The following is a 26254-nucleotide window of genomic DNA, read 5'->3' on the forward strand; positions in this document are numbered from 1 at the left end:
GACCCGCGCCATGACGATCCGCGAATTCAAGATGCCCGACGTGGGCGAGGGCCTGACCGAGGCCGAGATCCTCAAGTGGTACGTCCAGCCGGGTGACACGGTCACCGACGGGCAGGTCGTCTGCGAGGTCGAGACGGCGAAGGCGGCCGTCGAGCTGCCCATCCCCTTCGACGGAGTGGTGCACGCGCTGCTCTTCGAGGAGGGCGTGACGGTCGACGTCGGCCAGGTCATCATCTCGGTCCGGACGGGCGGGGACGAGGCAGCGGAGGCCCCGGCCGCCGCTGCCGCCGCCCCGGCCGCCCCGGAGGCCGCCGAGGAGGCGGCGCCCGAGGGCCGCCAGCCCGTGCTGGTGGGCTACGGGGTCTCCCAGTCCTCCTCCAAGCGCCGCCCGCGCAAGGCGGTGGCGGGCGCCCCGGCGGCCGCCGCGCCCGCGGCCCCCGCGCCCGTCGTGCCGGCGCCCGCCGCGCCCGCTCCGGCGGAGCGCAACGGCACCGCGTACGCCAACGGCAACGGCGTGGCCGCCGCCGAGCGGCCGCTCGCCAAGCCGCCCGTGCGCAAGCTCGCCAAGGACCTCGGCATCGACCTGGCCTCGGTGGTCCCCACCGGCGAGGGCGGGGTCGTGACCCGCGAGGACGTGCACGCCGCCGCCGCGGCCGCGCTCGCCCCGCAGGCCCCGGCGCCCGTCGCCCCGGCGGCTCCGGCCCCGGCCGCCGCCCCCGCGCCCGTCCAGGCCCCGGCCGAGCCGGTCCCGGCCGTCGCCGCGGCACCGGGCGCGCGGGAGACCCGTATCCCGGTCAAGGGCGTCCGCAAGGTTACCGCCCAGGCCATGGTCGGCTCCGCCTTCACCGCGCCGCACGTCACCGAGTTCATCACCCTCGACGTGACCCGGACGATGAAGCTGGTCCAGGAGCTCAAGGACGACCCGGACCTCGCGGGGCTCCGGATCAACCCGCTGCTCCTGATCGCCAAGGCGGTCCTCGTCGCCATCCGCCGCAACCCGGACGTCAACGCGTCCTGGGACGAGGCGGCCCAGGAGATCGTGCTCAAGCACTACGTCAACCTGGGCATCGCGGCGGCCACCCCGCGCGGCCTGATCGTCCCGAACATCAAGGACGCCCACGCCAAGACCCTGGCGGAGCTGTCGGCCTCGCTGTCGGACCTGGTGGCCACGGCCCGCGAGGGCAAGACCTCCCCGGCCGACATGCAGAACGGCACCATCACCATCACCAACGTCGGCGTCTTCGGCGTCGACACCGGTACGCCCATCCTGAACCCCGGCGAGTCCGCGATCCTCGCGGTCGGCGCGATCAAGCTCCAGCCGTGGGTCCACAAGGGCAAGGTCAAGCCGCGCCAGGTCACCACCCTGGCCCTGTCGTTCGACCACCGCCTGATCGACGGCGAGCTGGGCTCCAAGTTCCTCGCGGACATCGCGGCGGTCCTGGAGCACCCGCGCCGGCTGGTCACCTGGTCGTAGCGGCCGCCGCGGCAGCAGACACCCGGCGATGGCCGGTCCTCCCCTTCCGGGAGGGCCGGCCATCGGCGTCCCCGCACGAAAACCCCTGGCCGGCCCCGTACCTCCGGGGTGATCATCGGCCCGATGAGATTCCGTACCGCCCTCGACGACCCCGCCGGCATCGACCGGGCCCTGGCCTGGCAGGACGGGGACCCCGTCGCCGCGCTCCCCGCCGACCGCGTCCGCGAGGAGTTCGCCGCCCACCGCTTCCGCCCCGAGTGGACCTGGTTCGCCGAGGACGGGGACGGGCGGGTGCTGGCCCGCGCCCTGTGGTGGGGCCGCGCCGACGCCGAGCGGCCCGTCGCCCTCGACTGCCTCCAGGTCGGCTCCCGCGTCGCCGACCCGGCCGCCCTGGCCGCCGCCCTGCTGGGGGCCGGCCACGCCGCCTTCGGCATCCGCCCCGGCTACCACCTGTCCCTGCCCCGGGACTGGAGCCGGGACCCCGCCCTCGCCGGCGCCGTCGCCTGGCGCCGGGAGGCCGCCGCACGGGCCGGCCTGACCCGGGGGATCGAGCGCCTGCGCTACGAGTGGACCCGCCCCCAGCTACCGCCGGGGGGACCCCCCACCGCCGGTACCGCCGCACCCACCGGCCGGCTCGTCTTCCGGGAGGGCACCGACGAGGAGTTCCTCGACGCCTTCGTCCGGCTCTCGCGCGGCAGCCTCGACCTGGCCACCCGCTACGAGCTGGAGACGATGACCGAGGAGGAACTCGCCCGCGAGGACCTCGCGTTCTACCGCGACTGCCCCGGCGAACGCTCCTGGTGGCGCCTGGCCCACCTGCCCGACGGCACCCTCGCCGGCATGGCGATCCCCTCGGCGACCCCCTACCACCGCAACGTCGGCTACCTGGGCGTGGTCCCCGAACAGCGCGGCAAGGGCCTGATCGACGAGATCCTCGCCGAGATCACCCGCTTCCACGCCGCCGGGGGCGCCGGGCGGATCACGGCCACCACCGACACCGTCAACCTCCCGATGGCCGCCGCCTTCGACCGCGCCGGCTACGAGGTCACCGGGATCCGCCTCGTCCTGGAGGCCCCGCCCGGGACGTGAGGCGGTAGCCTCCCGGCCATGCCCATCGCCGAGTTGCAGGTGTATTCCGTGGAGGAGGCCGACGGGACCGGCGGGGTGTGCCTCGTGCGGTGCGTCGGCGGCACGGCCCGGGCCGGGCAGGTGTTCGCGGCCGGGGAGTCGCGCCTGTGGCTGCGCGGGATAGAGCGGTACGGGAGCACGGTCGGCTCCTTCGGCGCCGGCCACACCGCCCGGGTGCGCCTCGCGGGTGCCGTGGTCGCGCTGCTCAGCCGTGGTCAGGTGCTGACCTCCGTACCGCCCGACGGGCACGGCCTCGCGGAGCTGGAGGCCTGGCTCGCCACCGTCCCGCCGCTCGCGGACGAACCCCTGCCGCGCACCCTGCGCTCCCTGGCCGTCGGCGGGATGCGGGACGAGCGGCTGCCGGACGCGGTCCGGCTGCGCTGGGGCCGGCTGGCCCTGACGGCGGTGCACCGCTGCGCGGCGGCGGAGGGGGCGCCCGCCCTGGTGCGGGGGATCGAGCTGGCCTCCGTACGGGCCTACCTGCTCCGGGAGTTCGGGCCCGGGCCGGGCGGTGACCCGGCCGTGCTGGGCCGGGAGGCGCTCGCGCTGATCGACCTCACCCCGGCCGAGGCGGCGGCCCGCGCCCGGGACTGGCGCGCGCTGCCCCGGGAGCGGATCCTGCACCTGCGGCGGATCAGGAACCTGCTGCGGTGGGCGGGTGCGGCCCGGCCCCACCTGGCGCCCGGGGATCCCCTCGCCGAGGCGTTGGAGGCCTGGTCACGGGTGGGCAGACGGTTACCCTGAGGCCTTTTCCAGCCACCGTGGCTCGTATACGCTCCGCTGCCATGCAGACAGGCGGGGACATCAGCGGCAGCACAGGCGCCACCACCACCACCATCGAATTCGTGTACGACCCCACACCGGAGGACTACCGGACGGCGTTCTGGCGCTTCCACTTCGGGACCTGGCCCGGCCGGGGCAGCCTCCTGACCGGGCCCGTCGTGGGCATCGGGCTGGGGAGCCTGATCTCCTGGCTGCGGGGCTTCTCGGCGAACGCCACGGCCTTCGTACTGGTCTCCGTGAGCCTGGCGCTGTGCGTGATCGTCCCCCGGCATGGCGCCCGCAAGGCGCGCGAGCAGTACGAGGACATGGAGGCGTACGGGACCTGCCGGACGACGGTCACCGAGGAGGGGCTGACCACGACCGGCGGCGAGCTGAGCAGCACCCTCGAATGGCGGGTGTTCCCGAGGTACTTCGAGACCGACGCCCTGTTCGTGATCATGACGAAGCAGACCGGGATCTTCTTCGCCCTGCCCAAGCGGGGCGCGCAGGACCCGGCCGACGTCGACCGGGTGCGCGAGGTCCTCGACCGGAACCTGAAGCGGCTGTGACGGCCCCTCAGCGGGCGCGGTAGGCGCGCAGGAAGGCGGCGGCGCCGCCCCGGACGAGGCGGTCGGTCTGCGCCTCCGGCAGGGGCAGCACCCCGTAGTGGGAGAGCTGGGCGACGGAGGTGGAGGTCAGCGCCGTGAACTGGGTGGCCGCCAGCTCCGCGTCGCCGTACAGGTCGAGCAGTCCGGCCCGTTCCAGGCCGGCCAGGGCGCCGGCGAGGGCGTCGGCGACCGGGGCGGGGCCCGCGGCCTTCCAGGCGGCCAGCACCTCGGGCGGCACGTGGTCGGCCTCGGCGTGGATGTGGCGCACGAGCGCGAAGTGGTCGGGGTGCTCCGTCATCACGTCGATCAGCGCCCGGGCCAGGGCGGCCAGGTCCCGTTCCAGGTCGTCGGGGTGTGGCGGGCGCGCGGGGTCCAGCAGGGCCCGGACGGTGGCCACGTGGGCGTCGCGGACCTCGCCCGAGCTCCAGGTGACGACGGCCCGGAAGAGCTCCGACTTGCCGCCGGGGAAGTGGTTGTAGAGCGTCCGCGTCGAGACGCCGGCCGCCGCGGCGAGGGCGTCGACGGAGGCGCGCGCGTACCCCTCGTGGCCGAAGACCGCGCAGGCGGCGCGGGCGAGGGCGATGCGCTTGGCCAGCTTCCGGGGCGGGAGCGGCGCGTCCGCCGTCCCCTCCGTCACGCGGCCCGGGGCCTGCCCGTCCATCACGCCTCCAGCGGCTCTTGAGTGACCCTCTACAACGGCCGTTGTGCGAATTACAACGGTCGTTGTACTTTACCGGAGGGCCGTAAAAACCAACCGCCTGGTCCGATTCTGAAAACAAACCGCACGGTCTGGTTTTCCGAGGGAGGGACGTGGCACGATGCCGACCGCACCCACCGCCGAGGACTCCCCGGCGGCGTTAGCGACCGCGCCCGGAGGGCTCGGGCGCATCCTCACCGTCGTGATCACCGGCGCCGTCATGTCGGTCCTCGACATGACCATCGTCAACGTGGCGCTCGGCAGGCTCTCCGAGTCCTTCGGCGCCCCGCTGGAGACCATCCAGTGGACCGCCACCGCCTACACCCTGGCCCTGGCCGCCGTCATCCCGGCGTCGGCCTGGGCGATGGGCCGGATCGGCGCCAAGCGCACCTACCTCACGGCCCTGTCCCTCTTCACCCTCGGCTCCCTGCTCGCCGCCTGCGCGTGGAGCGCCGGCAGCCTGATCGCCTTCCGCGCCGTCCAGGGGCTCGGCGGCGGACTGCTGATGCCGGTCGGCATGACGATGGTGATGCGGGCCGCCGACCGTGGCCGCCTCGGGCGGGCGATGGCCCTGCTGGGGCTGCCCGTGCTCGTCGGCCCGGTGGCCGGACCGGTCCTGGGCGGCTGGCTGGTCGACACCGCCTCCTGGCAGTGGATCTTCCTGGTCAACCTGCCCGTCGGAGCGGTCGCCCTGATACTCGCGGCGAAGCTGCTGCGCCCGGATTCCCCCCCGGGCGCCGCGGCTTCGCCGCGGCTCGACCTCCCCGGCCTGCTGAGCCTCTCCCCCGGCCTCGCGCTGCTCCTGTACGGGCTCTCCCGGGGCGGTGAGAGCGGCGAGTTCGGCTCCGCCGGGGTGCTGCTGCCCCTGCTGGGCGGCGCCGTCCTCGTCGCCGCCTTCGTCCGCCGCGCGCTGCGGGTGCCGGAGCCGCTGCTCGACCTGCGGCTGCTGCGCGACCGCACCTTCGCCGCCGCCGTCGCCACCCTCGCCCCGTTCACCTGCGGCTACTTCGGCTCGATGCTGCTGGCCCCGGTCTACTGGCAGCAGGTGCGCGGGATGAGCGCGAGTGCGGCGGGGCTGCTGGTGGCACCCGTCGGCCTCGTCGTCGGGGTGACCATGCAGATCGCCTCCCGGCGCGTGGACACGGTCTCCCCGCGCCGGCTGATCCCCGCCGGGGTGGCGGTGGCGGCCCTCGGCATGCTGCTCACCGGGCTGCGGGCGGGCACCCCCGGGGCGCCGGCCTGGCAGGTGGTGGGCTCGCTGATGGTGATGGGCGTCGGCGCCGGGATGGTGCTGATGCCGACGATGACCACCGCCGGCCGGGACCTGCCCGCCGCGCGCATGGCGGCGGCGAGCACGGCCCTCAGCATCAACTCCCAGCTGTGCGCCTCGGTCGGGACGGCCCTGACCTCCGTGGTCCTGGGCGCGTCGGGCACCGGCCCGGGCGGCTTCCGCACCGCGTACGCGGTGGCGGCGGGGCTGATCGCCCTGTCCCTCGCGGCCGCCCTGCGGCTGCCGGGGCGGCGGCGGGGGTAGGGCGGACTACCGCAGGCCCTTCTGCCGGAGCAGGCGTTCCAGGCCGGGGTTGAGGTGGCCGGGGCGGTGTCCGGCGGGCGCCGTCTGCCGGGCGGGGGCGGGGAGCGTCTTCGCTGGGGCCGGCAGGGTCGTGTGGCCGGAGCCCCGGCCCGGGAGGGCCTGGACGCGGCCGACGGCGCCGGCCAGCAGCTCGCCGAACCAGATGTTCCGGTCGGGCCCGGTGGTGATGTCGAACGGGACCTTGTCGGCCCCGCCCGGGACCGGGTACGTGGTGATCGCACCGCTCCGGGTGATCCGGCCGACGCGGCCCGCCTGGTCGGTGAACCACATGGCGCCGTCCGGGCCGCGGGTGATGTCGTAGACCAGGCTGTCGGCGGCCACCGGGAAGAGCTTGATCTCACCGTTGCGGCTGATCCGCCCGATCGCGTTCATCCCGCCCGCGGTGAACCAGACCCCGCCGGGTCCGGCCGCGATGCCGGAGGGGAACGAGAAGGCGTTGCCCAGCGGGTACTCCGTGATCTGCCCGGTCAGGCTGATCCGGCCGATCTTGCCGGCGGACTGCTCGGTGAACCACAGGGAGCCGTCGGCCGCGGTGGTGATGTAGTACGGGATGCTGTCCGGGGTGGGGACCGGGTACTCGGTCACCCGGCCGTCGGCCGTCATCCGCCCGATCGCGTTCGTCCCCGGCTCGGTGAACCACAGGGCGTGGTCGCCGCCCACCGCGATGCCCAGCGGGAAGCGGCCCGTACCGGGCAGGGGGTACTCGGTGATCGCGCCCTTCGTCGTGATCCGGCCGATCCTGTCGCCGAAGCCCTCGGTGAACCACAGGGCGCGGCCCGGGCCCGGGACGATGCTCTGGGGGAAGCTGTCCGGCGTCGGCAGCGGGTACTCGGTGACGGCGCCCTCACGCGTGACGCGGGCGATCCGGTTGACCCCGGACTCCGCGACCCACACGGCCCGGTCCGGGCCCGCCGTGAGGCCTGCGGGGAAGCTGTCGGGGGTGGTGAGGGGGAACTCCGTCACGTCCCCCACGTGCCCCGCCCCGGCCTGGGCCGGGGCGGTGGCGGCGGCTACGGCGAGCAGCGCGCCCAGGGACGCGGTGAGCAGCCCGCGCAGGCGTCGTCGGATCATCTTCGGCAGGTGCGGCATGGACCGGGGTCCCTCTCGGTGGGCGGCAAGCGGGAGTCGTATGACCACATATCAGCCCGCGCCCCGGGCCCGCCCCGACCGCCCGCGCGGCTCGCCCGCGAACCGCCCGCCTGCCGTACCGCCGTGCCGCCGCCCGGCCTACGCCTTGGCGGCGTTGCCGAGCACCTTGGACGGGGTGATGCGCAGGACCACCCGTACCGCCCCGTCGTCGGTGTTCCCGTACTCCTTGCCGGCGCCCGGCCCCAGGTACTCCTCGGCGATCCGCACGGCGACGGCCCGGCCGGTGTCCTCGCTGATGGTGGCGGTGCCGCGGATCTCGGCGTAGAGGTACGGGTTGGCCGGGTCGAAGACGGTCAGCCCGACCCGGCCGTCACGGGCCAGGTTCCGCTCCTTGCGGCGGCCGCGCTCGGTGGACACCAGCAGGTCACCGCCGTCCCGGGTCACCCAGACCACCGAACTCTGCGGGCTGCCGTCGGGGTTGAGGGTGGAGAGCACGGCGGGGTGGGGGGAGTCGAGCAGCTGTCGTACGGCGTCGTTCAGCGCAATCGTCATGCGGCCGAGGCTAGTCGGCCCGCGCCGGGTTCGGCAGGGTGCGGGGCGACGGCCGCCGACTACCAGAAGTCGCTCATCTCCAGGGGATGTTGAGGAACGGGCTGGCCGGGTCGGTGGTCAGCGTCAGGTGGGTGGCGAGGGAGGAGGCGTACCAGCTCCCGAACTCCTCCCCGTCGAAGTGCAGGCACCGCGCGAGCGCGTACCCGGCGGAGAACTCCGCCCACGAGCCGTACGTCCGCACGGCCTGCTCGCCCGCCCGGAGCACGGCGCGCTCCGCGTCCTGGACGGTGCAGTAGCGGGTGGCGACGCCCCAGCGGGCCATCTGGGAGGCCCGCCCGTAGTCCCACGCCGTGACCGAGCGGACCCAGCCGTCCTCGGGGAGCAGGCCGTCGGCACGGAAGCGCTGCTCGTAGCGGGTGATGCGGCCGATGAGCCGGCGGACCCCGGCTATCTCGCCCTCGACCTCGGCGGTGGGGCGCGGCTGCGCGACGGTGACCCCGTCGGGGGTCAGCCGCGGCTGGGCGGCCTGCTCGGCGCTGCGGCGCAGGCCGGCCTCGGCGGCGTGCCGCCAGTGCTCGACGTCGACCGGTCCGGCGAAGTCGGAGGCGAGGACGCGGCGCAGGCGGAGCGCGAACTCCCAGACGGGGCTGACGACCTCGGCCTCCAGCATCCGCTGGAGCAGGTCGAACCAGCCGGCGGCGTCGGTGACGTCCCACATCTCGCGCAGCCGCGCGCGCTCACGGGTGTAGCCGTCGCCGTGGTAGGCGAGGGCGTTCCAGAACTCCCCGTTGGAGACGGCCAGATGGGCTCCGACGGCCAGCCCCCGGGCCACCGGCCCGTGCAGCGGGCCACCGGTGTGCAGGGCGTGCACGGCGCCGGGGGCCAGACCCCAGGAGGGGGCGGCGTCCCAGTGGGCCCGCCAGCGTGCGAGGTCGGCGGGGGAGGTGGTGAGGTACGCCTCGACGGGGCTGCCGGGGTTCACGGCGAGGTGGGCGGGGTCCCGGGGGTCCCAGGCGTTGGCGAACCAGGCGAGGCTCTGGCGGAGGTAGACGGTGTGGGCGTCGGGAGCGGGCAGCATGCCCCGGGTGTAGACGGCGAGGGTGTTGTTCGCGGAGGGGTGGAAGCGGGCGGCGGAGGGGTCGGCGTCGATCTGTGCGCGGGGCTGCGGCAGGAACAGCTCGGCCCGGGCGAGGGCGTCCATGTAGCCGGGCCAGTCCCCGCGCGCCTTCGCCTCGTACAGCTCGCGCTCGATCACACTCGGCGCCGTCCACGACTCGTCCACACGGGGGACCCTATACGCCACCCCGCCGGCCCCGGCCGGGCCCCGGGAGGGCGCACCCGGCCGTACCGCTCCGCGCCCCCGGGGCGTGTCAGGCGCCCGGCTGCCGCGTGCGGCGGTTGACGTGGTGGACGGCCGGGACGCAGAGGTTGAGGGCGGCCGCCGCGGCGATCAGGGCGGCGCAGGCCAGGAGGACGGTGCGGCTGTCCCACGCGTGCGCCGCCAGGGCGGTGATGAGGTAGCCGAGGGGGATCGCCAGGCGTTCGCCGACGCCGTTGAACGCGCTCATGCGGCCCTGCTCCGCCTGCGGGACGTGCTGCTGGAAGGCGGTGCTCCAGGTGACGATCGCCAGGTCCAGGCCGATCCCCGCCAGCAGGGCGGCCGCCAGCACGAGGGGCAGGGGCAGGCCGGTGCCCAGGGCGGTCAGCGGGAGCGCCAGCGCACCCGACGCGGCGACCGCGACCGCCAGCAGGCGGTACGGCTTCCAGCGCAGGCACACCAGGGTTCCCGCGAGCAGCCCGCAGGAGAAGGCCGCCTGGATCAGGCCCCAGTCGCGGGCCCCGGAGTAGTGCCGGGCGGCGACCAGGGGGCCCAGGAGCTGGAAGCCGGCCAGCCAGGCCGCGACGAGGACCGTACCGGCGGCCGTGTACGTCCACAGCCAGGTACGGGACCGGAAGCCCGCCCAGCCGGCCCGCAGGTCGGCCAGGACCCCGTCGGCGGCGGCCGGCGGGGCCTCCAGGCGCAGGCCGAGGAGCAGGAACGCGGCCACGGCGAACGTGAACGCGTCCCAGGCCAGCGCCCAGGCGGCCCCGCTCGCGGCGACCACGATCCCGCCGGCGGCGGGGGCGAGCACCTTGACCACGTTGCCCGGAAGCCTCAGCAGCGCGTTGGCCCGCTGGAGGTGCTCCCGCGCGACGATCTGCGCCACGGCGCCCTGCGCCGCCGGGACGATGAAGGACGCGGCCGTGCCCGAGACGAGCCCGCAGGCGGCGATGGACGCCGTCGACGCCGCTCCCGTGGCCACGGTGACGGCGAGCGTCCCCTGCGCGGCGGCGGCGAGGAGGTTCCCGAGGAAGAGGATCCGGCTCCGGGAGAGGCGGTCCGCGTAGACGCCGCCCATGAGGAGGAAGGCGATCGTGGGGAGGGTGTTCGTGGCGAGGACGAGGCCGAGGGAGCCGGCCCCGCCGCCCCGCTCGATCACGGACCAGGCCAGTGCGAGCGGGGCCATCGCCGACCCTGCCGTCGAGATCAGGCTGGCCGAAACGAATCGCCGGAATGCGGCGTTCCGCCACGGTGTGACGGCGGTCGGCGGCGGTGCGGTGGCGCTCTTCACGGTCCCCCTCGGTATCGGCGAGGCGAGCACCCTAGTGCAGTCGCGCCGGGTCTCAGCGGCCGAGGGTGGCGCACCAGGCCAGGGTGGAGACGAGCTCGGCGCTGAACGCCTCGCACCGCGCGAGCGCCTCCCGTCCGGCGTCGGTGCCGGCCAGCTCCGCGCCCGGCGGCAGGCCGGCGGTGAGGTCGTGGCAGGCGTCCTCGACGGCGCGGTTGCGGGCCTCGTGGTAGCCGGTGCCGGCCGGTGCTGTCGCGAGGTACCGGGCGTGTGCGTGCGCGGCCGGGTGGTCCCACAGGACGTCCTCGACGATGCGGTCGAGCGAGCGGGACACCTCCCGGGCGAGGCGGACGGTCCGCTCGGTCTCCTCGGCGTACGGCTCCCGGGTGGCGGGCCATGCGTGCAGCCCGGCCAGGACCTCCAGCTGGACCGCCGCGACGACGCCCTCCGGCTCCCCCTCCGGGATGTCCGTGAGGAACGGCACGGGATCCGCCGTCGGCCCGTCGTACCCGGGGGTGAGCATTTCGCGGAAGACCGCTTCCGCGGCCGTCCGGTGGATCCCCCACGCGGGGTCGAGCCCGAGCATCAGCAGCGGCGCCCGCAGCCGCCACAGGGCCAGCAGGGCCGTGTGGCGTCGAGGGCCGGCGGCCATGGCCCCGCACCGCGCCGCGAGCCCGTCGCGGCCGTCCTCGTCCAGCTCCCCGGGTCCGTCCATGCGCCCGACCCTACGGCGGGCCGGCCCGGCCGGTCAGGCGGGGCCCACCTGGGCCGTGAGGTGCACCTTGACCTCGAACACCGCCAGGGCCGGCTCGGCGCCCGCGTCGCGCAGGAGGCGGGGGGCCGGGGCGCCGCCCGGGGCGGAGCGTACGGCTTCCAGGGCGGCCCGGTCCCGCCAGAGGGTCTGGATCCGCCAGTGTCCGTCGGGGCCGCCCAGCAGCTCCGTGCGTACCAGCCCGTCGGGCAGCGGGCGGGTCACCAGCTCCCGGTACGCCGCGACGAGGCCGGCCTCGCGCCCGGCGGCGACGACCCCGCTGACCTCGCTCAGCACCTGTCCGGTCATGGTCCTCATCTCCTCGCCCCCTTCCACGCTACGCGCGGGCCGGGCGTTCGGCGCGTGAGGCCGGATCCGTCGCGTCGGGCCGGGGTGGGCGTTCGCGTCAGTACGCTGGCCGGTCAGGGCAACTCGGCGGCGGGTGGAGGGTGTTATGCGGGGTGGCACGGTCGCGGTGGTCGGCGGGAGCATCGCCGGGTGTGCGTTCGCTTCGGCGGCGGTGCGGGCGGGGGCCGGGGAGGTCGTCGTACTCGAACGGACCGGCGGACGGCTCGCGGACCGGGGGGTCGGGCTGTGCGTCCACGACGACCGGGCCGCGGAGCTGGTGGCGGCCGGGGCGCTGCCCCCGGGCATCCCCGCGCACCGGCTGGAGCGGCGGCGGTGGGTGGTGCGGGACGCCTCGGCGGGGGCGGGCGGGCGGCTGATCTGGGAGCAGCCGTTCCCGTTCCACTCGTACCACTGGGGGCTGCTGTGGCGGGGGCTGCGGGAGGCCGTGCCGGGGGCGGTGGACTACCGGCAGGGCGTGGCCGTCGCGGGAGTGGAGGGCGCCGGAGACGGGGTCGACGTGAGGTTCGCGGACGGGGACACCGCGCGGTTCGACCTCGTGGTCGGGGCGGACGGGTACCGGTCGGTGGTGCGGGAGGCGGTGAGCCCGGGGGCGGCCCCGGACTACGCCGGGTACGTGTGCTGGCGGGGGAACTTCGACGCGGGGCTGCTGGACGGCCTGGAGGGGGCGCCGTCGCACCCCGGCTCCGTGACCACCGTGTGCTTCCCCGGGGGGAGTTGCGTCATCTACCGGATCCCCGGCCCTGCGGGGCCGCGGGTGAACTGGGTGCTGTACGCGGCGCCGCCGGCCGGCGGGGGGCTGCGGTTCGACGATCCGACGAGCTTTCCGCCCGGCGCGCTGGGGGAGGAACTCTCCGGTCACCTGCGGGCGTTGCTGGAGCGGGAGTTCCCGGAGTACTGGGGGCGGGCGCTGGCGCTGACGGCGCCCGCGGACACGTTCGTACAGCCCATCTACGACCTGGTGACCGAGCCCGCCGCGACGGGACGGCTGCTGCTGGCCGGTGACGCGGCGAGCGTGGTGCGGCCGCACAACACGAGCGGGGCGGCGAAGGCGCTCCAGGACGCTACCGCCTTCGGCGCGGCGTGGGGGCGGGCGGGGTCCTGGGAGGAGCTCGTCGCCGGCTACTGGGCGGCGCGGGGCGGGGCCGGCCGGGACCTGGTCGCGCTCGCGCGGCGGCTGGGGCGGGCGCAGGTGGAGCGGACGCCGCAGTGGGCGGAGATGAGCGCCGCCGACGTCGCGCGGTGGTGGGAGGAGCAGCTGGCGGGGGCCCCGGGGATCGGGGGCCAGGCCATGTCCTCGTAGGGACGGGCGGGGCCCGGGCGTACGACCCCCCGTGCGTCCGCGCGACCGTGCGGACACCCTTGACGGGGGTCGGCGGCGGGGAGACGCTCCCCGGGCTCACAACCGAGTGGCTGGGGGGCCGGGATGCCGGAGGAGTCTGTCCAGACGGTGGGGGAGCTGCGGGCGCTGCTCGCGGCGCGCGGGGCGCGGTGGTCGGTCAGTGAGCACCTCGCCGACGGGGACCCCCTGCCGAGGCCCTCGCTCGGCCTGGAGCCGGGGCTGAACCTGACGCCCGCCGCCGAGGCCGGGACGGTCGACCTGCGGGCGCTCGTGGGGCGGGAGAGCGGGAACCCCAACCTCAGCAGGCGCCGGGCCGCCAACGGGCTGCTGCCGGGGACGGCCCCCGGCGCGGGGCGGCCCGTGGCCGTGGACTGGCGGAGCCGGTGGGGGTGGCCCTGGCTGACCAAGGTCAAGGACCAGAACCCCTGCGAGTCCTGCTGGGCGTTCGGCGCGGCCGGGCTCGTCGAGTCGATGGCCCGCATCGAGCACGACGTCTGGGCCGCCCGCTCCGAGGGCGACGTCCACGACGGGCTGAAGGCGGCCTGCGGGCAGGGCGGGAACCCCGAGACGGCCCTCGACTGGGTCAGGGAGAACGGCGGCCTCGCCGACCCCGGCTGCTGGCCGTACGGCACCCCGCCGCCCGGTCTGCCCGCCGAGCGGCGCGAGGCCTGGCGGGCCGAGTACACGCCCGGCTGGGACCGTTCGGGCCGGACCGTCCGGATCACCGGCCACGTCCGCCTCGGCGACGTCGAACAGCAGAAGGTCTGGCTGGACACGGTCGGCCCGCTCACCGCCTGCTTCGACGTCTACGAGGACTTCTTCGCACTCGGCGCCGGGGTCTACCACCGCACCGCCGGCCGGCTCGCGGGCGGGCACTGCGTGCTGGTGGTCGGCTACGACGACGCGGCGGGCTGCTGGCTGTTCAAGAACTCCTGGGGCACCGGCCACCACGTCGGCGGCTACGGCCGGATCGCGTACGGCGAGGTCAACATCGACTACTGGGCCAAGTGCGGCCTGCACGGCACCGACGTCGACCCGTGGAGCAAACGCCGCCTGCACTCCGGCAGCGTCTACGAGAGCGGCAACGGCCGCGCCCACCGCAACTTCGAGATGGCCGCCACCACCGGCGGCGGCCGCCTCCGGCACTGGTGGCGCGAGGGCGACGCCCCCTTCGCCTGGACCCGCGCCGAGACCTTCGCCGGGGACGCCTCCGGCCAGCCCGCCTTCACCGGCACCACCTACAACCGGAACATGGAGACCCTGCACGTCACCACCGGCGGCCGGCTGCGCCACTGGTACTACGAGCAGGCCGTCGGCGTGTGGCGCGACGGCGGCGCCTTCGGTCCGGGCGACGCCGCCGTCGGCTCGACCCCGGCCTTCATCCAGAGCGACTACGGGCAGCCGGGCAACTTCGAGGTGGTCGTCCGCACCGCCGACGGCCGCCTCAACCACTGGTGGCGGATCAACGGCGCCCCCTGGACCTGGAACGACGGCGGCCGCTTCGGCTCCGGCATCGCCCACTACGGCCCCGCCCTCGTCCAGACCCGCGCCCGCACCCTCGACCTGGTCGCCGCCCGCACCGACGGCCGGATGCAGCTGTGGTGGCGCGACGACCCGAACGGCTTCGCCTGGAAGCCCGGGGAGGTCTTCGGCAGCGGGGCGACCTCGGCGCCCTGCTTGATCGAGGGCCAGTACGGGGCGGCCGACGAGGACATGGCCGGGAACTACGAACTGTGCGTGGCCGTCGCCGGCGGGCGGATCGAGCACTGGTGGCGGGGTAACGCCGCCGGCGCCCCCTGGACCCGCAGCGCCGTCTTCGGGCACGACGTGCTGGCCGTCACCGGGATGCTCCAGGGCAGCTTCGGGTTCAACCTGGAGGTCGTCGTCCTGCGCACCGACCGCCTGCTCCAGCACTACTGGCGCGACGGCGGGGGCTGGCACGAGGGGACGGTCATCGGCCCGGCCTGAGCCGTGAGGGAGGCAGCGGGTGGAGGTGCGCGACGTCGTGCTCGGCGCCGGCGAGTCCCGCGGGGCCGTCACCGGCGGGGCCTGAGCACCCGGTGCTGGAGGGCCTCCAGCGGACCCCGGTCGAAGCGGCGCAGCCACAGCCCCGACGCGGCCACCAGGGTCAGCGACACCGCCGCCCACAGGCCCATCACCCACCAGGGCCCGGAGCCGGCCATCCGCTCGGCGAGGCCGAGCCCGATCCCGTAGCAGAGCAGCACGCACAGCAGGTTCTGGCCGACGTAGCAGGACAGGGCGGTGCGCCCGACGGAGGCCAGTGCGCGGGCCCCGGGGACGGCGCCGCGGTCCAGCGCCCAGCCGATCAGGCCGGCGTAGCCGAGGGCGATCAGCGGGGCGAGGACGTAGCGGCCGAGGAGGAAGAAGTCGTCGCCGCCGAGGGCCGCGGCCGCGCCGAGCGGCAGGCCGAGGCCGAGCCCCCAGGCGGCCAGCCGGACCCGGATCCGGCGCCCGGCGGCGGTCGGGCCGAAGGCGCCGGCCCGGTACAGGCGGACACCGAGGAGGAAGAGGAAGACCAGCAGGCCGAAGGTGAAGACGGGCTCGACGCGCAGGGCGAGGGCGTGGTCGAGCCGGAAGCCGATCTGCTCGGCCCAGCCGCCGTGCGCGTACAGCCGGACCGCCTCCGGGTCGGGCGCCTGCGGCCCGGGGTCGGCGGTGAGCAGGCCGCCGAGGGTGACCAGGCCGATCAGGGTCAGGTGGAGTCCGCCCGCCACCCACATGACCACCCGCCGCACCCGCTCGGAGCGGGCCAGCAGCCAGGCCGTCAGCAGGGCCGTGACGGCGTACCCCATCAGCACGTCCCAGGCGAAGAGGAGGACGAAGTGGAAGGTCCCCTCCAGGAAGAGGAACGCGGCCCGCCGCGGGTAGCGGCCGGGCCACCGCTCGCCCCGGCGGGCGGCGGAGTCGTACTGGATGGCCAGGCCCACCCCGAACAGGACGGTCAGGAGGGAGAGGAACTTCCCGTCGGCGAGGAAGCGGAAGAGGGCCTCGGCGGCGGTGGCGGCCGAGGGGTCCGCGAGCGGGTCGGGCACGTGGAGACCGCCCTGGGCCACGCTCCACTCCGAGCCGGGGGAGGTGAAGATCCAGACGTTGGTCATGAGCGTGCCGAGGATGGCGGCGCCGCGCAGGACGTCGAGGAGCGGGAGCCGGGTCGCGGTCACCCCGGGGGCGACGAGGGTGGTGTGGGCCATTCCCTCAGCCTCCCGGCGGGCCGGGCCCGTCACGTCCTGCCGCCGGACGAAGCCGCGCTACATCCTTCGGCGGAGCGGCGGGTGTCCGCGTTCCGCAGCACGGGCGAGGTCCACATCCCGGACGGGAGGGCGCGTGTATCCCTCATGTATCTATCCTGTGCGCATGCCCGCCACCGCCCCGCCGCCCGCCGCCCCGTCCCCCACCGCCGCCGAACGCGTCTACCGGCACGTCAAGCAGAGCGTGCTCGACCGCCGTTACGAAGGCGGGGTGCTCCTCACCGAGGGCGAGCTCGCCCTGGCCGTCGGGGTCTCGCGGACCCCGGTCCGCGAGGCGCTGCTGCGGCTGGAGACCGAGGGGCTGCTGAAGCTGTACCCGAAGAAGGGCGCGCTGGTCCTGCCGGTCTCCGCGCAGGAGATCGCCGACGTGGTCGAAACCCGGCTGCTGGTGGAGGAGTTCACCGTCCGCAGGGCCGTCCCGGCGCCGCCCGCGCTGCTGGAGCGGCTCGCGGAGCTGCTGGAGGAGCTCCGGCGGTGCGCGGACCGGGGCGACCTCGCCGCGATGATGGCGGCCGACCGCTGCTTCCACGCCGAGATCGTCCGGCACGCCGGCAACCAGATCCTCTCCCGCCTCTACGACCAGCTCCGCGACCGCCAGCTGCGCATGGGCGTGGCCCTGCTGCACGCCCACCCCGACCGGGTCGAGCGCACCCTCGCCGAGCACGCCGAGATCCTGGACGCGCTGCGCGCCGGCGACCGGGAGGCCGCCGCCGCGGCCGTGCGCGGACACATCGGGCGGGTCGAGGCACTGGTGCGGGGGGCGGACCGATGAGCGCGCCGTCCGCGTCGTCGCCGTCGTCGTCCGCGTCCCCGTCCGGGATCCCGGCCCTCCAGGACCCGCCCGGCGGGCGGCGGGCCGTGGCCGTCTGGTCCATCGGCGTCGCCGTCTACTTCGTCGCGGTGATCTTCCGGACCAGCCTGGGCGTGGCCGGACTGGAGGCCGCCGACCGCTTCCACGTCAACGCCTCCGCCCTGTCGACGTTCTCCCTCCTCCAGCTCCTCGTCTACGCGGGCATGCAGGTCCCCGTGGGGCTGATGGTGGACCGCCTCGGCACCAAGAAGGTGCTGACGCTCGGCGCCGTCCTCTTCACCGCCGGCCAGATCGGCTTCGCGCTCTCGCCGACCTACGCGATGGCGCTGGCCGCCCGCGCCCTGCTCGGCTGCGGTGACGCGATGACCTTCATCTCCGTCCTGCGCCTCGGCACCCGCTGGTTCCCCGCCCGGCGCGGACCGCTGATGGCGCAGCTGGCCGGGCTGGTGGGGATGGCGGGGAACCTCGTCTCCACCCTCGTCCTCGCACCCGTCCTGCACGGCGCGGGCTGGGTGCCGGCCTTCGCGGGCAGCGCCGTGGCCGGGCTGGTCGTCCTGGTCCCGCTCACCCTGTTCCTGCGCGACCACCCCGAGGGCCACGCCCTGCCGCCCGCCGCCTCCGGGGGCGGCGGGTTCGTCCGCCGCCAGATACGCGACTCCTGGCGGGAGCCCGGCACCCGGCTGGGGCTGTGGGTGCACTTCACGACGCAGTTCCCGGCGATGGTGTTCCTGCTGCTGTGGGGCATGCCGTTCCTGGTCGAGGCACAGGGCCTGGACCGGACCGCCGCCGCCGGACTGCTCACCCTGATCGTCGCCGCGAACATGGGCTGGGGACTGGTCTACGGCCAGATCATCGGCCGCCGCCCGGCCGCCCGGCTCCCGCTGGCCCTGGGCACGGTCGCCGTGACCGCGCTGCTGTGGGCCTCCGTCCTGCTCCACCCGGGCGAGCACGCCCCGATGTGGCTGCTGGCCACGCTGTGCGTGGTCCTCGGCACCTGCGGGCCCGCCTCGATGATCGGCTTCGACTTCGCCCGCCCGGCCAACCCGGCCGAGCGGCAGGGCACCGCGTCCGGGATCACCAACATGGGCGGTTTCCTCGCCTCGATGACCACCCTGCTGTCGGTGGGCGTCCTGCTGGACGCCACCGGCGACGACTACCGGATCGCCTTCTCGTCGGTGTTCGTCGTCGAACTCCTCGGCCTCACCCAGATCCTCCGCCTCCGCGGCAAGGCCCTGGCCCGCGAGCGCGAACGCGAGCGCGAACGCCTCACCCCGCCGGCGCCCGCCCCCGCCCCCGGGGAAACCCCTCGCGAGCCCGCCCCGTCCGCACCGCGCTGACCCCCGCCGCCGCGCCACCGCCCGCACCGGGCGGCCCGGCAGCCGGGGGCCGGCCGGGCCGGCCCCGCAGCGCTCCGGCCGCCGCCCCCGGACCAGCGCGGCCGGGGTCTGACCCCGCTCTACGGCGTGACGGCGAAGCTGGCCAGGATGGCGTCCGCCAGCTCCGGGTCGCCGTCCACCTTCACCCGGTCCGCGACCGTGCGCGGCCGTACCCGGCCCGCCGCGAGGCGGACGTACGTCGGCCAGTCCAGGGAGAGGGACACCGCCGGGCCCAGCGAGGGCGTCGCGTCGAGGGTGGCGCGGCCCGCCGCGTCCACCCGCACCGTCCGCAGGAACTCCAGCTCTCCGTGCACGTCGAGCACGACCGCCGTGTTCGGCGGCGCGCCCGCGCCCTTCGCGACCACCTTCGGCAGCCCGGACAGCAGGATGTCCCGCGCCACGTGCGCACCCGGGGAGTCCCAGTTGCCCGGCGCGCCCAGCGCCGTCCGCAGGTCCTGCTCGTGGATCCACACGTCGAACGCCCGCAGCCGCAGCGAGAGTTCCAGGGGGATCTGGTCGCCCTGCGGTCCGCGCACCATCGTCGTGGCCGGATCCCGCTTGTCGCCGCGCAGCTGGCGCTGGCGCCGGATGACGGTGTACTCCAGCTCGGAGGTGATCTCCAGCGCGGTGTGGTGCCGGCGGACGTCGACCGGAACCTCCATGTAGCGGGTGAACTCGTTCACCACGTGCCGCAGATCGCGCGGCAGCGTGTGGATCGGCCGCGGGTCGCCGAGCTGCTCCAGCTCCATGCCGATGACGTGCGAGACCACGTCCCGCACGGACCAGCCCGGGCACGGCGTCGGCTGGTTCCACTGGCCCTCCGTCAGGGGGAGGACCAGCTCGGTTATCGCCTCGATCGAGTGTGTCCACGCGTCGACGTACGGCTCAAGACTGGGATGGACGGTCAACGGGACCCCTCGCTGGCTGTTCAGTGGCGCGTTGTGGACTATTCCCAAAACTACGCTGCCGATGAGCACCCCGACAGCGCTTTCGTGTGACGATCGTAGGCCTTGACTTGACCGGCTGACATGCCAGGACGGTGGTACTGTGCGCGCCTCGCTGATCCAAATCGCGGTGACCGACGGAGAGTCGGTGGCCTCCCGGCGGTCCCGGGCCGCCGAACTCGTCCGGGAGCAGGGCGACTCCGACCTCGTCGTGCTGCCCGAACTGTGGACGGTGGGCGCCTTCGCCTACGAGCAGTTCGAGACGGAGGCCGAGCCGCTTGACGGGCCGACGTACGAGGCCATGTCCAAGGCCGCCCGCGACGCCGGGGTCTGGCTGCACGCCGGCTCGGTCGTGGAGCGCGCGGGCGACGGCTCGCTCTACAACACCGCGCTCGTGCTCTCCCCGGCGGGCGAGCTCGCCGCGACCTACCGCAAGATCCACCGCTTCGGCTTCGACCAGGGCGAGGCCGTGCTGATGTCCGCCGGCGACTCGCTGACGACGGTGGCCCTGCCGGAGCAGACCCTGGGCCTCGCCACCTGCTACGACCTGCGCTTCCCCGAGCTGTTCCGCGGGCTCGTCGACGCCGGCGCCACCACGATGGTCGTCTCGGCCGGCTGGCCCGCCCGCCGGCGCGAGCACTGGACCCTGCTGAACCGGGCGCGGGCGGTGGAGGACCAGTCGTACGTCCTGGCCTGCGCGACCGCCGGCACCCACGCGGGCGTCGAGCAGTCCGGGCACAGCCTGGTGGTGGACCCGTGGGGCGAGGTCCTGGCGGAGGCGGGCCCGGGCGAGACCGTCCTGACGGTGGACCTGGACCCGGCGAAGGTGGCCGAGACCCGGGAGCAGTTCCCGGCCCTGAAGGACCGCACCCTGGGCCGCTGACGGCCGGGCCGGGGTCCGCCGCCGCCGGCGGACCCCGCCCCGGCTCACGTCCCGTCCTCCCGCTCCCGTTCCGCCATGCGGATCACGCACACCGCGACCGCGATCATCAGCGCCGCGTCCGCCTCCTCCCGGACCACGTCCACCGCGTACGTCTCGCGGATCCGGTACCACTGCCGGGAGATCAGCGCGAGCAGCTCGCCCTCGTACTCGACCTTGAACTCGCGGTCCAGGATCCGCCCGCTGACGTCCAGCTCCGTCCCCTCGGACATCGTCACGCGGAAGTGGTTGCGCAGCAGCGACAGCCGCTTGCGGCGGATCACCGCCAGCCGCTTCCCGTCCCGCTCCAGGGTCATCGCGTCGCGCAGCCCGGGCAGACCGAGCCCGCCGAAGAGCCGCTCCCGCAGGGTGATCAGGACCCGCCCGCCGGGATCCTCCAGCTCCAGGGTGTCGCGCAGCCGCAGCGCCTTCCCGTCGACGAGGAAGGCGTGCCGCCCGTCCTCGTCCTCGATCCAGTAGTCGTCCCCGATGGCCAGCATTTTGTCCCGAACGAGGTATTTCATGCGGAGATCGTTTCCCGGATAGGTTGCCGCCATGCCCCTTCTCTACGTGACCGACCTGGCGTACCCGGCGCGCGGCCGCCGCTACGGCGACGAGGACGTCCTCCTCACCTCCCGGCTGCGCGAGCACTTCCCGCTCGCCCTGTGCCACCCGCTGGACGCGCAGGCCCTGATGCCCGGCTTCGACGCGGTGATCGTCCGCAACAGCGGCCCCGTCCTGCACCACCGGGAGGCCCACGACTCCTTCCGCGCGGCCGCGCTCGCCACCGGCACCCGGGTCTACAACCCGCTGACCGGCCGCGGAGACATGGCGGGCAAGCAGTACCTCCTCGACCTGACGGCCGCCGGCCACCCGGTGATCCCGACCGTCGACGACCCGGCGGACCTCCACCTCCTGCCCGCGGCGGACACCTACGCCGTCAAGCCCCGGCAGGGCGCCGACTCCATAGGCCTGGCCTTCACCGCGACGCCCGCCACCCCGCCCGGCGAGTTCCTCATCCAGCCGCGCGTCGACTTCGCCTACGAGGTCTCCTTCTACTTCGTGGACGACGCCTTCCAGTACGCCCTCTACGCCCCGGACCCGGAGCGCCGCTGGGAACTGGTCCCGTACGAGCCCACGGCCGAGGACCTGGCCTTCGCCCGCCGCTTCATCGACTGGAACACCCTGGCGCACGGCATCCAGCGCGTGGACGCCTGCCGGGCGCCGTCGGGGGAGCTCCTGCTGGTGGAGCTGGAGGACCTCAACCCGTACCTCTCGCTGGAGCTGCTGCCGGCAGCGGTGCAGGATCGTTTCGTGGAGGCCCTGGTCAGCTCGCTGACGTCGTTCCTCGCCGCCGGGACCTGAGCAGCAGCCGCCGGCCGGGGACCTCCACCCAGGAGTGCAGGGCCCAGGCGAGGGCCAGCGACACGGAGAAGGCGGCGGCGAGGACGAGCGGGCCGCCGTTCGTCAGGCCCAGCTTCGGATGCCCGCCGAACAGGCTCTCGCCGGCCCGGATCACCAGGATGTGGACCATGTAGAAGGCGAAGGAGACCTCGCCGAGCCGGACGCTGAGCCGCCCCCGCCAGGGCGAGGGCTCGCCGCGCAGGTCCGCCTGCGCGGCGGCGGCGATGAGGGTGGTGTAGCCGACGATCGTGCACGCGGCCGCGTGGAAGGCGTAGTCGGTCTGGGAGCCGAGGAAGTACCCGCCCAGGGTCAGCGCCACCGCCACGGGCAGCCCGGGACCGCGCCAGCTGCCGGCCCGCACCAGCTCGGCGCAGGCCATCCCGAGCACGAACTCGGGGAGCCGGTAGAGCGGGAAGAAGTAGTCCGCCCAGATCGTCCCGTCGGGCAGCCCGCTGAGCTCCATCCAGGCGGGAACGGCCACCACGAGGGCCAGGCACACCCCGGCGACGACCGCGCTCCCCCGCCGTCCCAGGGCCCGCAGCGGCCGCACGAGCAGCGGGAACGCGAGGTAGAAGAAGGCCTCGGCGGCGAGCGACCAGCTGACGGGGTTGAGCCCCTGGAAGTACCGCACCTCGGGCACCCAGGACTGCACCAGCGCCAGATTGGCGGCGACCGGCCCGGCCGTCGGCTTCTCCCCGGCGCCCGGCAGCAACAGCAGCAGGAGCGCCGCGCCGGCCGTCACCAGGTGCAGCGGGTACACGCGCGCGAACCGGCGCCGCCAGAACCGTACGATCCCCCGCCCGGTGGGCGTCCGCGCGGTCGACCAGGCGAGCACGAAGCCGGAGAGCACGAAGAAGAACGAGACCCCGGTGTTCCCCGCCCCGAAGGCGGCGGCCACCAGCCCCTGCGAGCGCCCGCCGAAGTACTCCACGACGTAGACGTGGTAGAGGAACACCATCAGCGCGGCGGTCCACCGCAACCCGGTCAGCGAAGGCAGCCCGACGGGCCGCCCACCGTCACTCCCGCCCGCCTTCGCGCCTTCACTCCTGGATATGACCGCTGCCGTCGACATGCGCGGCAACGTAACACGCCCGTTTCCCCCGGCGGTCAGTCACCGACCTGGTGCTCCACGCGATGGCGGATGTACTCGTCCGGATGGGACCGGGCTATCGCCACGGCAGCGTCCACCAGGTCGTGCAGCTCGGGCGGCCAATCCGACTTCCGGAGCGACAGGCCCGGCAGGAGGCGGCGCCGGACGTCCAGGTGCTCGTTGCTCACGAACTCGCGGAGCGCGGTTTCGTACCACTCGGCCGCCACGGTCGGCGCGCCGTCGGGCTCCGCCGGAGCGGTGGCCGCGGGGTGCTCCGCCCGTACGGTGGGCATGCGCAGGGGCAGAGCCGACCAGTACCAGGCACTCGCCGCGCCCGCCCGTTCGAGGTCCGTGCCGGCCCGCAGGTATCCGAGCAGCGCGGCCTGCACCCGGCTGTGCCCGAACGCGTTCAGCGCCGGTTCGAGGAAATGGCGGTTGAAGCTCGGGTCGGGGTCGTGGACGGCCGCCTTGATCAGCGTCTGGAAGGACTCCTCGGAAAGGACCAGCTCCCGGCGGCAGGCCTTGTAGAGCGCCGTCCGGGCATGCTGCACCCAGGTTCGCTGATCGCCGGGCTGCGGCTCCTGAGCGACATCGAGCCCGAGGACCCGGACGACCTCCGCCACGCACCCGGCGAACACCTCCCTACGGTCCTCCACCGGCCCCGGCAGCGCCCTGAACCCCCGCGCCGTCTCGCCGCCAGGCGTCTCGTTCTCTTCCGTAGCCAACCTTCGGTCCCCCGTCGCAGGTCCTGCCGTACGCGTGTGATCCGGCGTTCATACCAGGATGGCAAGCTTGAAACATGAACGATGTTGCCCCGGAGCCCACCCCTGCTCCTGCGCCCCGCCGCCGTGCCCGTGTCCGTGCCCCGAGCTGATCGGCAAGGGCGGCTGGCTGAACACCGGCGGCAAGGAACTCACCCTCGCCGATCTCCGGGGACGCATTGTCATCCTCGATTTCTGGATTTCCTGAACCAATGTGCGCACTTCTCGCTAGCGTGGGGACGTGCACCAACACGCCACTGCTGACCTGTACTTGCGCCTGTCCCTGGACCGGGAGGGCAAGACCGCGATCGACCGCCAGGAAGCCGACTGCCGGGCGTGGGCGGAGCGCAACGGACTGACCGTCCGCAAGGTCCACATCGACCGTGGCCGTTCCGGTTACAAGAACGTCAGCCGCAAAGGGTTCGATGCGGCGATCACAGCAGCCACGGCCGGCGTCGTGGGCGTTCTGATCGTCTGGAAGCTCGACCGCCTGTCCCGCAAGGGCATCGGCGAGGTCGGCAAGGCGCTGGACGACATAGGCCGGGTCGGCGGACGGCTGGTCTCCGTCATGGACGGCCTCGACACGAAGAACGACAGCGCCCGGGTCACCATCGCGATGCTGGCGGAATTGGCGCGCAACGAGTCCCGCAACCTCGGGATGCGCGTCGGCAACGCCAAGCGGTACCTACGCCAGCGGGGCCAGTGGATCGGCGGGCAGCCGCCTTACGGGCTGCTGGTGGACGCGGAAACGAAGAAGCTCGTCCACGACCCCGAGACCGCCGTCTACGCCCGCCTGATCGCCGATGAGGCGCTATCCGGGAAGGCCCTCGTCCACATCGCCCGGCTGCTGAACGAGCACGGGGTGGAGTCTGTTCGTGGCGGCGAGTGGAACTCGTCCAGCGTCATGCAGCTCCTTCGCTCTCCGGCCTTCGCCGGTCTCATGCCGCAGACCGAGTACGAGGAGCAGCCGGACGGGACACGCAAGTACATGAACCGGGTCTCTCCCTACCGGGACCCGGAGACGCTGGAGACTGTGGGTATCGGTGAGGGGATCATCACGGTCGGGGAGCGTGAACTCATCCTCCGCCAGCTCGAAGCGCGCACGTTCCCTCTGGCGGGGAAGCGGCACGGTCACAAGCAAGGGAAGTCACTGCTCACCGGGATAGCGCGTTGCGGGCTCTGCGGGGCCCGGATGAGCAAGGCCGGCACGTCGTACCAGTGCTCCAGCCACCGTATGGGGCGAGGATGCTCAGGCGTATCGGCTCGGGTGGAGAGCATCGACGACTACGTGACCCGGGCATTCCTCTCACGCCTGCCGTCCCTGGAGCCCCAGGACCCGCTGCTCGCCGTGATCGCCGATCGCTGGGTGCAGAGGGAGGACCCGGAGGTTTTCGCGAAGCGGGACGCGATCGAGGCGGAGATCGCGGACGAAGGGGCTCGTCTGGCGGACCTGGAGGAGGCCAGGTACGTCCGTGGCGAGTTCATCGGCGCAGACGCGATCGACCGGTACTACCGGCTCGCCGGACGACTTCGTACCCGGATCGAGGGGCTGCGCGCGGATCTACTGCGGATGCCGACCCCTTCCGTGGACATCTCTCCTCTCCTGGACGCGGGCCTGCTGCGTGAAGCTTGGGAAGCCGACGATGCGGCCGGAAGGCGTGAACGCCTGGGCCTCGCAATCGATCGAGTGGAAGTCCGGCGAGGCAGGGTGGGCGTGAGGTTCGACGGCGACGAGCGCTGCCGGATCGTCTGGGCGACGAGAGGCGGTGCTGGGGAGGAGCCAGCGGGTGACGAAGTGACGGAATGACGGTCGAAGTCCATTACCTCCTTAAGAGATGTTCTGAGTCTCTATGGATGGAATAGAAGTAAACGTCATTCTGATCGGCGGTTTGCGTTCCTGGTTGAGGAATCGGTCTTGCGGAACGGGCTCGGTGGGGCAGAGGTACAGGAGGAACAGCTCTGCCACCTCCTCACGGTCGGCTCTTTGCCCAGCGTCAGCCTGGGCGTGGTCCCCACACGAACCGAACGCTCCCGGATGCCGGTGGAAGGGTTCTGGATCTTCGACACCGGACAGGTCAACGTCGAGCTGGTCTCGGGCTACCTCACGCTGACCCAGCCCAGTGAGGTTGCCGCTTACGCGGACACGTTCAGGGAGCTGGCTGACATGGCGGTCTACGGAGCGAAGGCCCGAGCGCTGATCACGAGCGTCATTCAGACCCTGCGGTGATAGCCGTGCAACCTCATGCAATCTCATGGGGAGTGCGACCTCGGCGTTCCTAGCGTGGTCACCATGCGGACGACACGAGATCGGGCCGTGAAGCCGATCACCTATGCACGGCCTTCTGCGCAGCGTCGAGAGGCCCGCCTCGAAGGCGACGGCTCCGTGGTCAGTGACTGCAACGTGGAGCTCCGGAATCACCCGCATCCCGGGGAGTCGATGTGAGCGTGAAAGCCGTGATGCGATACGTGAGCTACGTCATGCGCCGCCACCCATCGGCCGAGACCACGGCAACCGCGCGGTGCCTGAACCCGGACTGCCAGTGGACCTCCGAACCGACCGGGAACGCTGACGTGTGCACCGACATGTGCATACAGCACACCGGCCGGACCGGTCACATGACCTTCCTCCGGGAGTTCTCGGAAGTCGCCGTGGTGGAGCGGGTGCCCTGAGTCGCTTCGTACGGGCGTGATCCCGCCTTCACACGCGG

At 74.0% G+C, this 26254-nt stretch carries 25 protein-coding genes and 1 pseudogene; 14 read left to right on the forward strand and 12 right to left on the reverse strand.

Annotation, left to right across the window (positions count from 1 at the left end):
* Positions 1 to 10 precede the first annotated feature (10 nt).
* The 4 genes from ABT403_RS05490 to ABT403_RS05505 all read left to right on the forward strand — a co-directional run bounded on the left by ABT403_RS05490 (position 11) and on the right by ABT403_RS05505 (position 3933).
* A complete protein-coding gene (locus ABT403_RS05490; RefSeq protein WP_344160090.1) occupies positions 11 to 1474 on the forward strand; it encodes a dihydrolipoamide acetyltransferase family protein in 1464 nt (487 codons plus the stop codon).
* A gap of 123 nt (positions 1475 to 1597) precedes the next feature.
* Positions 1598 to 2563 (forward strand): GNAT family N-acetyltransferase, encoded by a 966-nt coding sequence (locus tag ABT403_RS05495; protein WP_344160087.1) that lies wholly within the window; start codon positions 1598 to 1600, stop codon positions 2561 to 2563.
* An 18-nt stretch (positions 2564 to 2581) separates the two neighbouring features.
* Positions 2582 to 3346, forward strand: a complete 765-nt coding sequence (locus tag ABT403_RS05500; protein ID WP_344160084.1) for a hypothetical protein — start codon at positions 2582 to 2584, stop codon at positions 3344 to 3346.
* Between the two features lie 41 nt (positions 3347 to 3387).
* Positions 3388 to 3933: a YcxB family protein gene (locus ABT403_RS05505; RefSeq protein WP_344160081.1), complete on the forward strand. Its 546-nt coding sequence runs from the start codon at positions 3388 to 3390 to the stop codon at positions 3931 to 3933.
* A gap of 7 nt (positions 3934 to 3940) precedes the next feature.
* Here the strand turns inward: ABT403_RS05505 and ABT403_RS05510 are convergent, their stop codons facing one another.
* On the reverse strand, positions 3941 to 4633 hold the full coding sequence (locus ABT403_RS05510) for a TetR/AcrR family transcriptional regulator (RefSeq protein ID WP_344160078.1): 693 nt from the start codon (positions 4631 to 4633) through the stop codon (positions 3941 to 3943).
* A 157-nt stretch (positions 4634 to 4790) separates the two neighbouring features.
* Here ABT403_RS05510 and ABT403_RS05515 point away from each other — a divergent pair, with 157 nt between their 5' ends.
* Positions 4791 to 6203, forward strand: a complete 1413-nt coding sequence (locus tag ABT403_RS05515; protein ID WP_344160075.1) for a DHA2 family efflux MFS transporter permease subunit — start codon at positions 4791 to 4793, stop codon at positions 6201 to 6203.
* 6 nt (positions 6204 to 6209) lie between these two features.
* Here ABT403_RS05515 and ABT403_RS05520 read toward each other — a convergent pair whose 3' ends face one another.
* The 6 genes from ABT403_RS05520 to ABT403_RS05545 all read right to left on the reverse strand — a co-directional run bounded on the left by ABT403_RS05520 (position 6210) and on the right by ABT403_RS05545 (position 11573).
* Positions 6210 to 7334: a Vgb family protein gene (locus tag ABT403_RS05520; RefSeq protein ID WP_344160072.1), complete on the reverse strand. Its 1125-nt coding sequence runs from the start codon at positions 7332 to 7334 to the stop codon at positions 6210 to 6212.
* A gap of 156 nt (positions 7335 to 7490) precedes the next feature.
* Positions 7491 to 7904, reverse strand: coding sequence for a PPOX class F420-dependent oxidoreductase (locus tag ABT403_RS05525; RefSeq protein WP_344160069.1), 414 nt, complete (start codon positions 7902 to 7904; stop codon positions 7491 to 7493).
* Positions 7905 to 7977: 73 nt separating this feature from the next.
* Complete coding sequence (locus ABT403_RS05530) at positions 7978 to 9186, reverse strand: DUF1266 domain-containing protein (RefSeq protein ID WP_344160066.1); 1209 nt, start codon at positions 9184 to 9186, stop codon at positions 7978 to 7980.
* An 88-nt stretch (positions 9187 to 9274) separates the two neighbouring features.
* Entirely contained in the window at positions 9275 to 10516 is a 1242-nt protein-coding gene (locus ABT403_RS05535) for an MFS transporter (protein ID WP_344160063.1), read from the reverse strand.
* A 52-nt stretch (positions 10517 to 10568) separates the two neighbouring features.
* Positions 10569 to 11228, reverse strand: a complete 660-nt coding sequence (locus ABT403_RS05540; protein ID WP_344160061.1) for a hypothetical protein — start codon at positions 11226 to 11228, stop codon at positions 10569 to 10571.
* A 33-nt stretch (positions 11229 to 11261) separates the two neighbouring features.
* Positions 11262 to 11573, reverse strand: coding sequence for an antibiotic biosynthesis monooxygenase family protein (locus ABT403_RS05545; RefSeq protein WP_344160058.1), 312 nt, complete (start codon positions 11571 to 11573; stop codon positions 11262 to 11264).
* A 145-nt stretch (positions 11574 to 11718) separates the two neighbouring features.
* On the opposite strand from ABT403_RS05545, the gene ABT403_RS05550 reads away from it, so the two are divergent.
* Positions 11719 to 12933: an FAD-dependent monooxygenase gene (locus ABT403_RS05550; RefSeq protein ID WP_344160055.1), complete on the forward strand. Its 1215-nt coding sequence runs from the start codon at positions 11719 to 11721 to the stop codon at positions 12931 to 12933.
* Positions 12934 to 13056: 123 nt separating this feature from the next.
* Positions 13057 to 14940 (forward strand): C1 family peptidase, encoded by a 1884-nt coding sequence (locus ABT403_RS05555; protein ID WP_344160052.1) that lies wholly within the window; start codon positions 13057 to 13059, stop codon positions 14938 to 14940.
* 68 nt (positions 14941 to 15008) lie between these two features.
* Here the strand turns inward: ABT403_RS05555 and ABT403_RS05560 are convergent, their stop codons facing one another.
* Entirely contained in the window at positions 15009 to 16184 is a 1176-nt protein-coding gene (locus ABT403_RS05560) for a DUF418 domain-containing protein (RefSeq protein ID WP_344160049.1), read from the reverse strand.
* 163 nt (positions 16185 to 16347) lie between these two features.
* On the opposite strand from ABT403_RS05560, the gene ABT403_RS05565 reads away from it, so the two are divergent.
* Complete coding sequence (locus ABT403_RS05565; protein WP_344160046.1) at positions 16348 to 17013, forward strand: GntR family transcriptional regulator; 666 nt, start codon at positions 16348 to 16350, stop codon at positions 17011 to 17013.
* A complete protein-coding gene (locus ABT403_RS05570) occupies positions 17010 to 18389 on the forward strand; it encodes an MFS transporter (protein ID WP_344160043.1) in 1380 nt (459 codons plus the stop codon). The genes ABT403_RS05565 and ABT403_RS05570 overlap by 4 nt, the downstream gene beginning before the upstream one ends.
* Before the next feature lie 119 nt (positions 18390 to 18508).
* On the opposite strand, the gene ABT403_RS05575 is transcribed toward ABT403_RS05570, so the two are convergent.
* The gene (locus tag ABT403_RS05575; RefSeq protein ID WP_344160040.1) at positions 18509 to 19336 is read right to left on the reverse strand and encodes a maleylpyruvate isomerase family mycothiol-dependent enzyme; all 828 of its coding nucleotides are present in this window, start codon (positions 19334 to 19336) and stop codon (positions 18509 to 18511) included.
* 139 nt (positions 19337 to 19475) lie between these two features.
* Here ABT403_RS05575 and ABT403_RS05580 point away from each other — a divergent pair, with 139 nt between their 5' ends.
* Positions 19476 to 20255, forward strand: a complete 780-nt coding sequence (locus tag ABT403_RS05580; RefSeq protein ID WP_344160037.1) for a carbon-nitrogen family hydrolase — start codon at positions 19476 to 19478, stop codon at positions 20253 to 20255.
* A 44-nt stretch (positions 20256 to 20299) separates the two neighbouring features.
* Here ABT403_RS05580 and ABT403_RS05585 read toward each other — a convergent pair whose 3' ends face one another.
* A complete protein-coding gene (locus tag ABT403_RS05585; RefSeq protein ID WP_344160034.1) occupies positions 20300 to 20815 on the reverse strand; it encodes an LURP-one-related/scramblase family protein in 516 nt (171 codons plus the stop codon).
* 31 nt (positions 20816 to 20846) lie between these two features.
* Here ABT403_RS05585 and ABT403_RS05590 point away from each other — a divergent pair, with 31 nt between their 5' ends.
* Entirely contained in the window at positions 20847 to 21656 is an 810-nt protein-coding gene (locus tag ABT403_RS05590) for an ATP-grasp domain-containing protein (protein WP_344160031.1), read from the forward strand.
* On the opposite strand, the gene ABT403_RS05595 is transcribed toward ABT403_RS05590, so the two are convergent.
* A complete protein-coding gene (locus ABT403_RS05595) occupies positions 21619 to 22767 on the reverse strand; it encodes an acyltransferase family protein (protein WP_344160028.1) in 1149 nt (382 codons plus the stop codon). The two genes, ABT403_RS05590 and ABT403_RS05595, sit on opposite strands and share 38 nt — an antisense overlap.
* A gap of 35 nt (positions 22768 to 22802) precedes the next feature.
* Positions 22803 to 23510: a hypothetical protein gene (locus tag ABT403_RS05600; protein WP_344160025.1), complete on the reverse strand. Its 708-nt coding sequence runs from the start codon at positions 23508 to 23510 to the stop codon at positions 22803 to 22805.
* A gap of 277 nt (positions 23511 to 23787) precedes the next feature.
* On the opposite strand from ABT403_RS05600, the gene ABT403_RS05605 reads away from it, so the two are divergent.
* From ABT403_RS05605 to ABT403_RS05615, 3 genes and pseudogenes are all read left to right on the forward strand, one after another.
* Positions 23788 to 25353, forward strand: a complete 1566-nt coding sequence (locus ABT403_RS05605) for a recombinase family protein (RefSeq protein WP_344160022.1) — start codon at positions 23788 to 23790, stop codon at positions 25351 to 25353.
* A 72-nt stretch (positions 25354 to 25425) separates the two neighbouring features.
* Positions 25426 to 25773: pseudogene (locus tag ABT403_RS05610) on the forward strand (Scr1 family TA system antitoxin-like transcriptional regulator); the annotation flags it as partial.
* Between the two features lie 230 nt (positions 25774 to 26003).
* The gene (locus tag ABT403_RS05615; RefSeq protein ID WP_037921379.1) at positions 26004 to 26216 is read left to right on the forward strand and encodes a DUF7848 domain-containing protein; all 213 of its coding nucleotides are present in this window, start codon (positions 26004 to 26006) and stop codon (positions 26214 to 26216) included.
* Positions 26217 to 26254 lie beyond the last annotated feature (38 nt).

Origin of the sequence: Streptomyces sp. NPDC000075, assembly GCF_040301925.1 — a bacterium.
GTDB classification, from domain to species: domain Bacteria; phylum Actinomycetota; class Actinomycetes; order Streptomycetales; family Streptomycetaceae; genus Streptomyces; species Streptomyces polychromogenes.

Excerpts from the sequence above, each read along its gene's own strand:
- ABT403_RS05490 (WP_344160090.1), top strand. The coding sequence starts at position 11 with ATGACGATCCGCGAATTCAAGATGCCCGACGTGGGCGAGGGCCTGACC.
- ABT403_RS05495 (WP_344160087.1), top strand. The coding sequence starts at position 1,598 with ATGAGATTCCGTACCGCCCTCGACGACCCCGCCGGCATCGACCGGGCC.
- ABT403_RS05500 (WP_344160084.1), top strand. The coding sequence starts at position 2,582 with ATGCCCATCGCCGAGTTGCAGGTGTATTCCGTGGAGGAGGCCGACGGG.
- ABT403_RS05505 (WP_344160081.1), top strand. The coding sequence starts at position 3,388 with ATGCAGACAGGCGGGGACATCAGCGGCAGCACAGGCGCCACCACCACC.
- ABT403_RS05510 (WP_344160078.1), bottom strand. The coding sequence starts at position 4,633 with ATGGACGGGCAGGCCCCGGGCCGCGTGACGGAGGGGACGGCGGACGCG.
- ABT403_RS05515 (WP_344160075.1), top strand. The coding sequence starts at position 4,791 with ATGCCGACCGCACCCACCGCCGAGGACTCCCCGGCGGCGTTAGCGACC.
- ABT403_RS05520 (WP_344160072.1), bottom strand. The coding sequence starts at position 7,334 with ATGATCCGACGACGCCTGCGCGGGCTGCTCACCGCGTCCCTGGGCGCG.
- ABT403_RS05525 (WP_344160069.1), bottom strand. The coding sequence starts at position 7,904 with ATGACGATTGCGCTGAACGACGCCGTACGACAGCTGCTCGACTCCCCC.
- ABT403_RS05540 (WP_344160061.1), bottom strand. The coding sequence starts at position 11,228 with ATGGACGGACCCGGGGAGCTGGACGAGGACGGCCGCGACGGGCTCGCG.
- ABT403_RS05545 (WP_344160058.1), bottom strand. The coding sequence starts at position 11,573 with ATGACCGGACAGGTGCTGAGCGAGGTCAGCGGGGTCGTCGCCGCCGGG.
- ABT403_RS05550 (WP_344160055.1), top strand. The coding sequence starts at position 11,719 with ATGCGGGGTGGCACGGTCGCGGTGGTCGGCGGGAGCATCGCCGGGTGT.
- ABT403_RS05555 (WP_344160052.1), top strand. The coding sequence starts at position 13,057 with ATGCCGGAGGAGTCTGTCCAGACGGTGGGGGAGCTGCGGGCGCTGCTC.
- ABT403_RS05560 (WP_344160049.1), bottom strand. The coding sequence starts at position 16,184 with ATGGCCCACACCACCCTCGTCGCCCCCGGGGTGACCGCGACCCGGCTC.
- ABT403_RS05565 (WP_344160046.1), top strand. The coding sequence starts at position 16,348 with ATGCCCGCCACCGCCCCGCCGCCCGCCGCCCCGTCCCCCACCGCCGCC.
- ABT403_RS05570 (WP_344160043.1), top strand. The coding sequence starts at position 17,010 with ATGAGCGCGCCGTCCGCGTCGTCGCCGTCGTCGTCCGCGTCCCCGTCC.
- ABT403_RS05585 (WP_344160034.1), bottom strand. The coding sequence starts at position 20,815 with ATGAAATACCTCGTTCGGGACAAAATGCTGGCCATCGGGGACGACTAC.
- ABT403_RS05590 (WP_344160031.1), top strand. The coding sequence starts at position 20,847 with ATGCCCCTTCTCTACGTGACCGACCTGGCGTACCCGGCGCGCGGCCGC.
- ABT403_RS05595 (WP_344160028.1), bottom strand. The coding sequence starts at position 22,767 with ATGTCGACGGCAGCGGTCATATCCAGGAGTGAAGGCGCGAAGGCGGGC.
- ABT403_RS05615 (WP_037921379.1), top strand. The coding sequence starts at position 26,004 with ATGCGATACGTGAGCTACGTCATGCGCCGCCACCCATCGGCCGAGACC.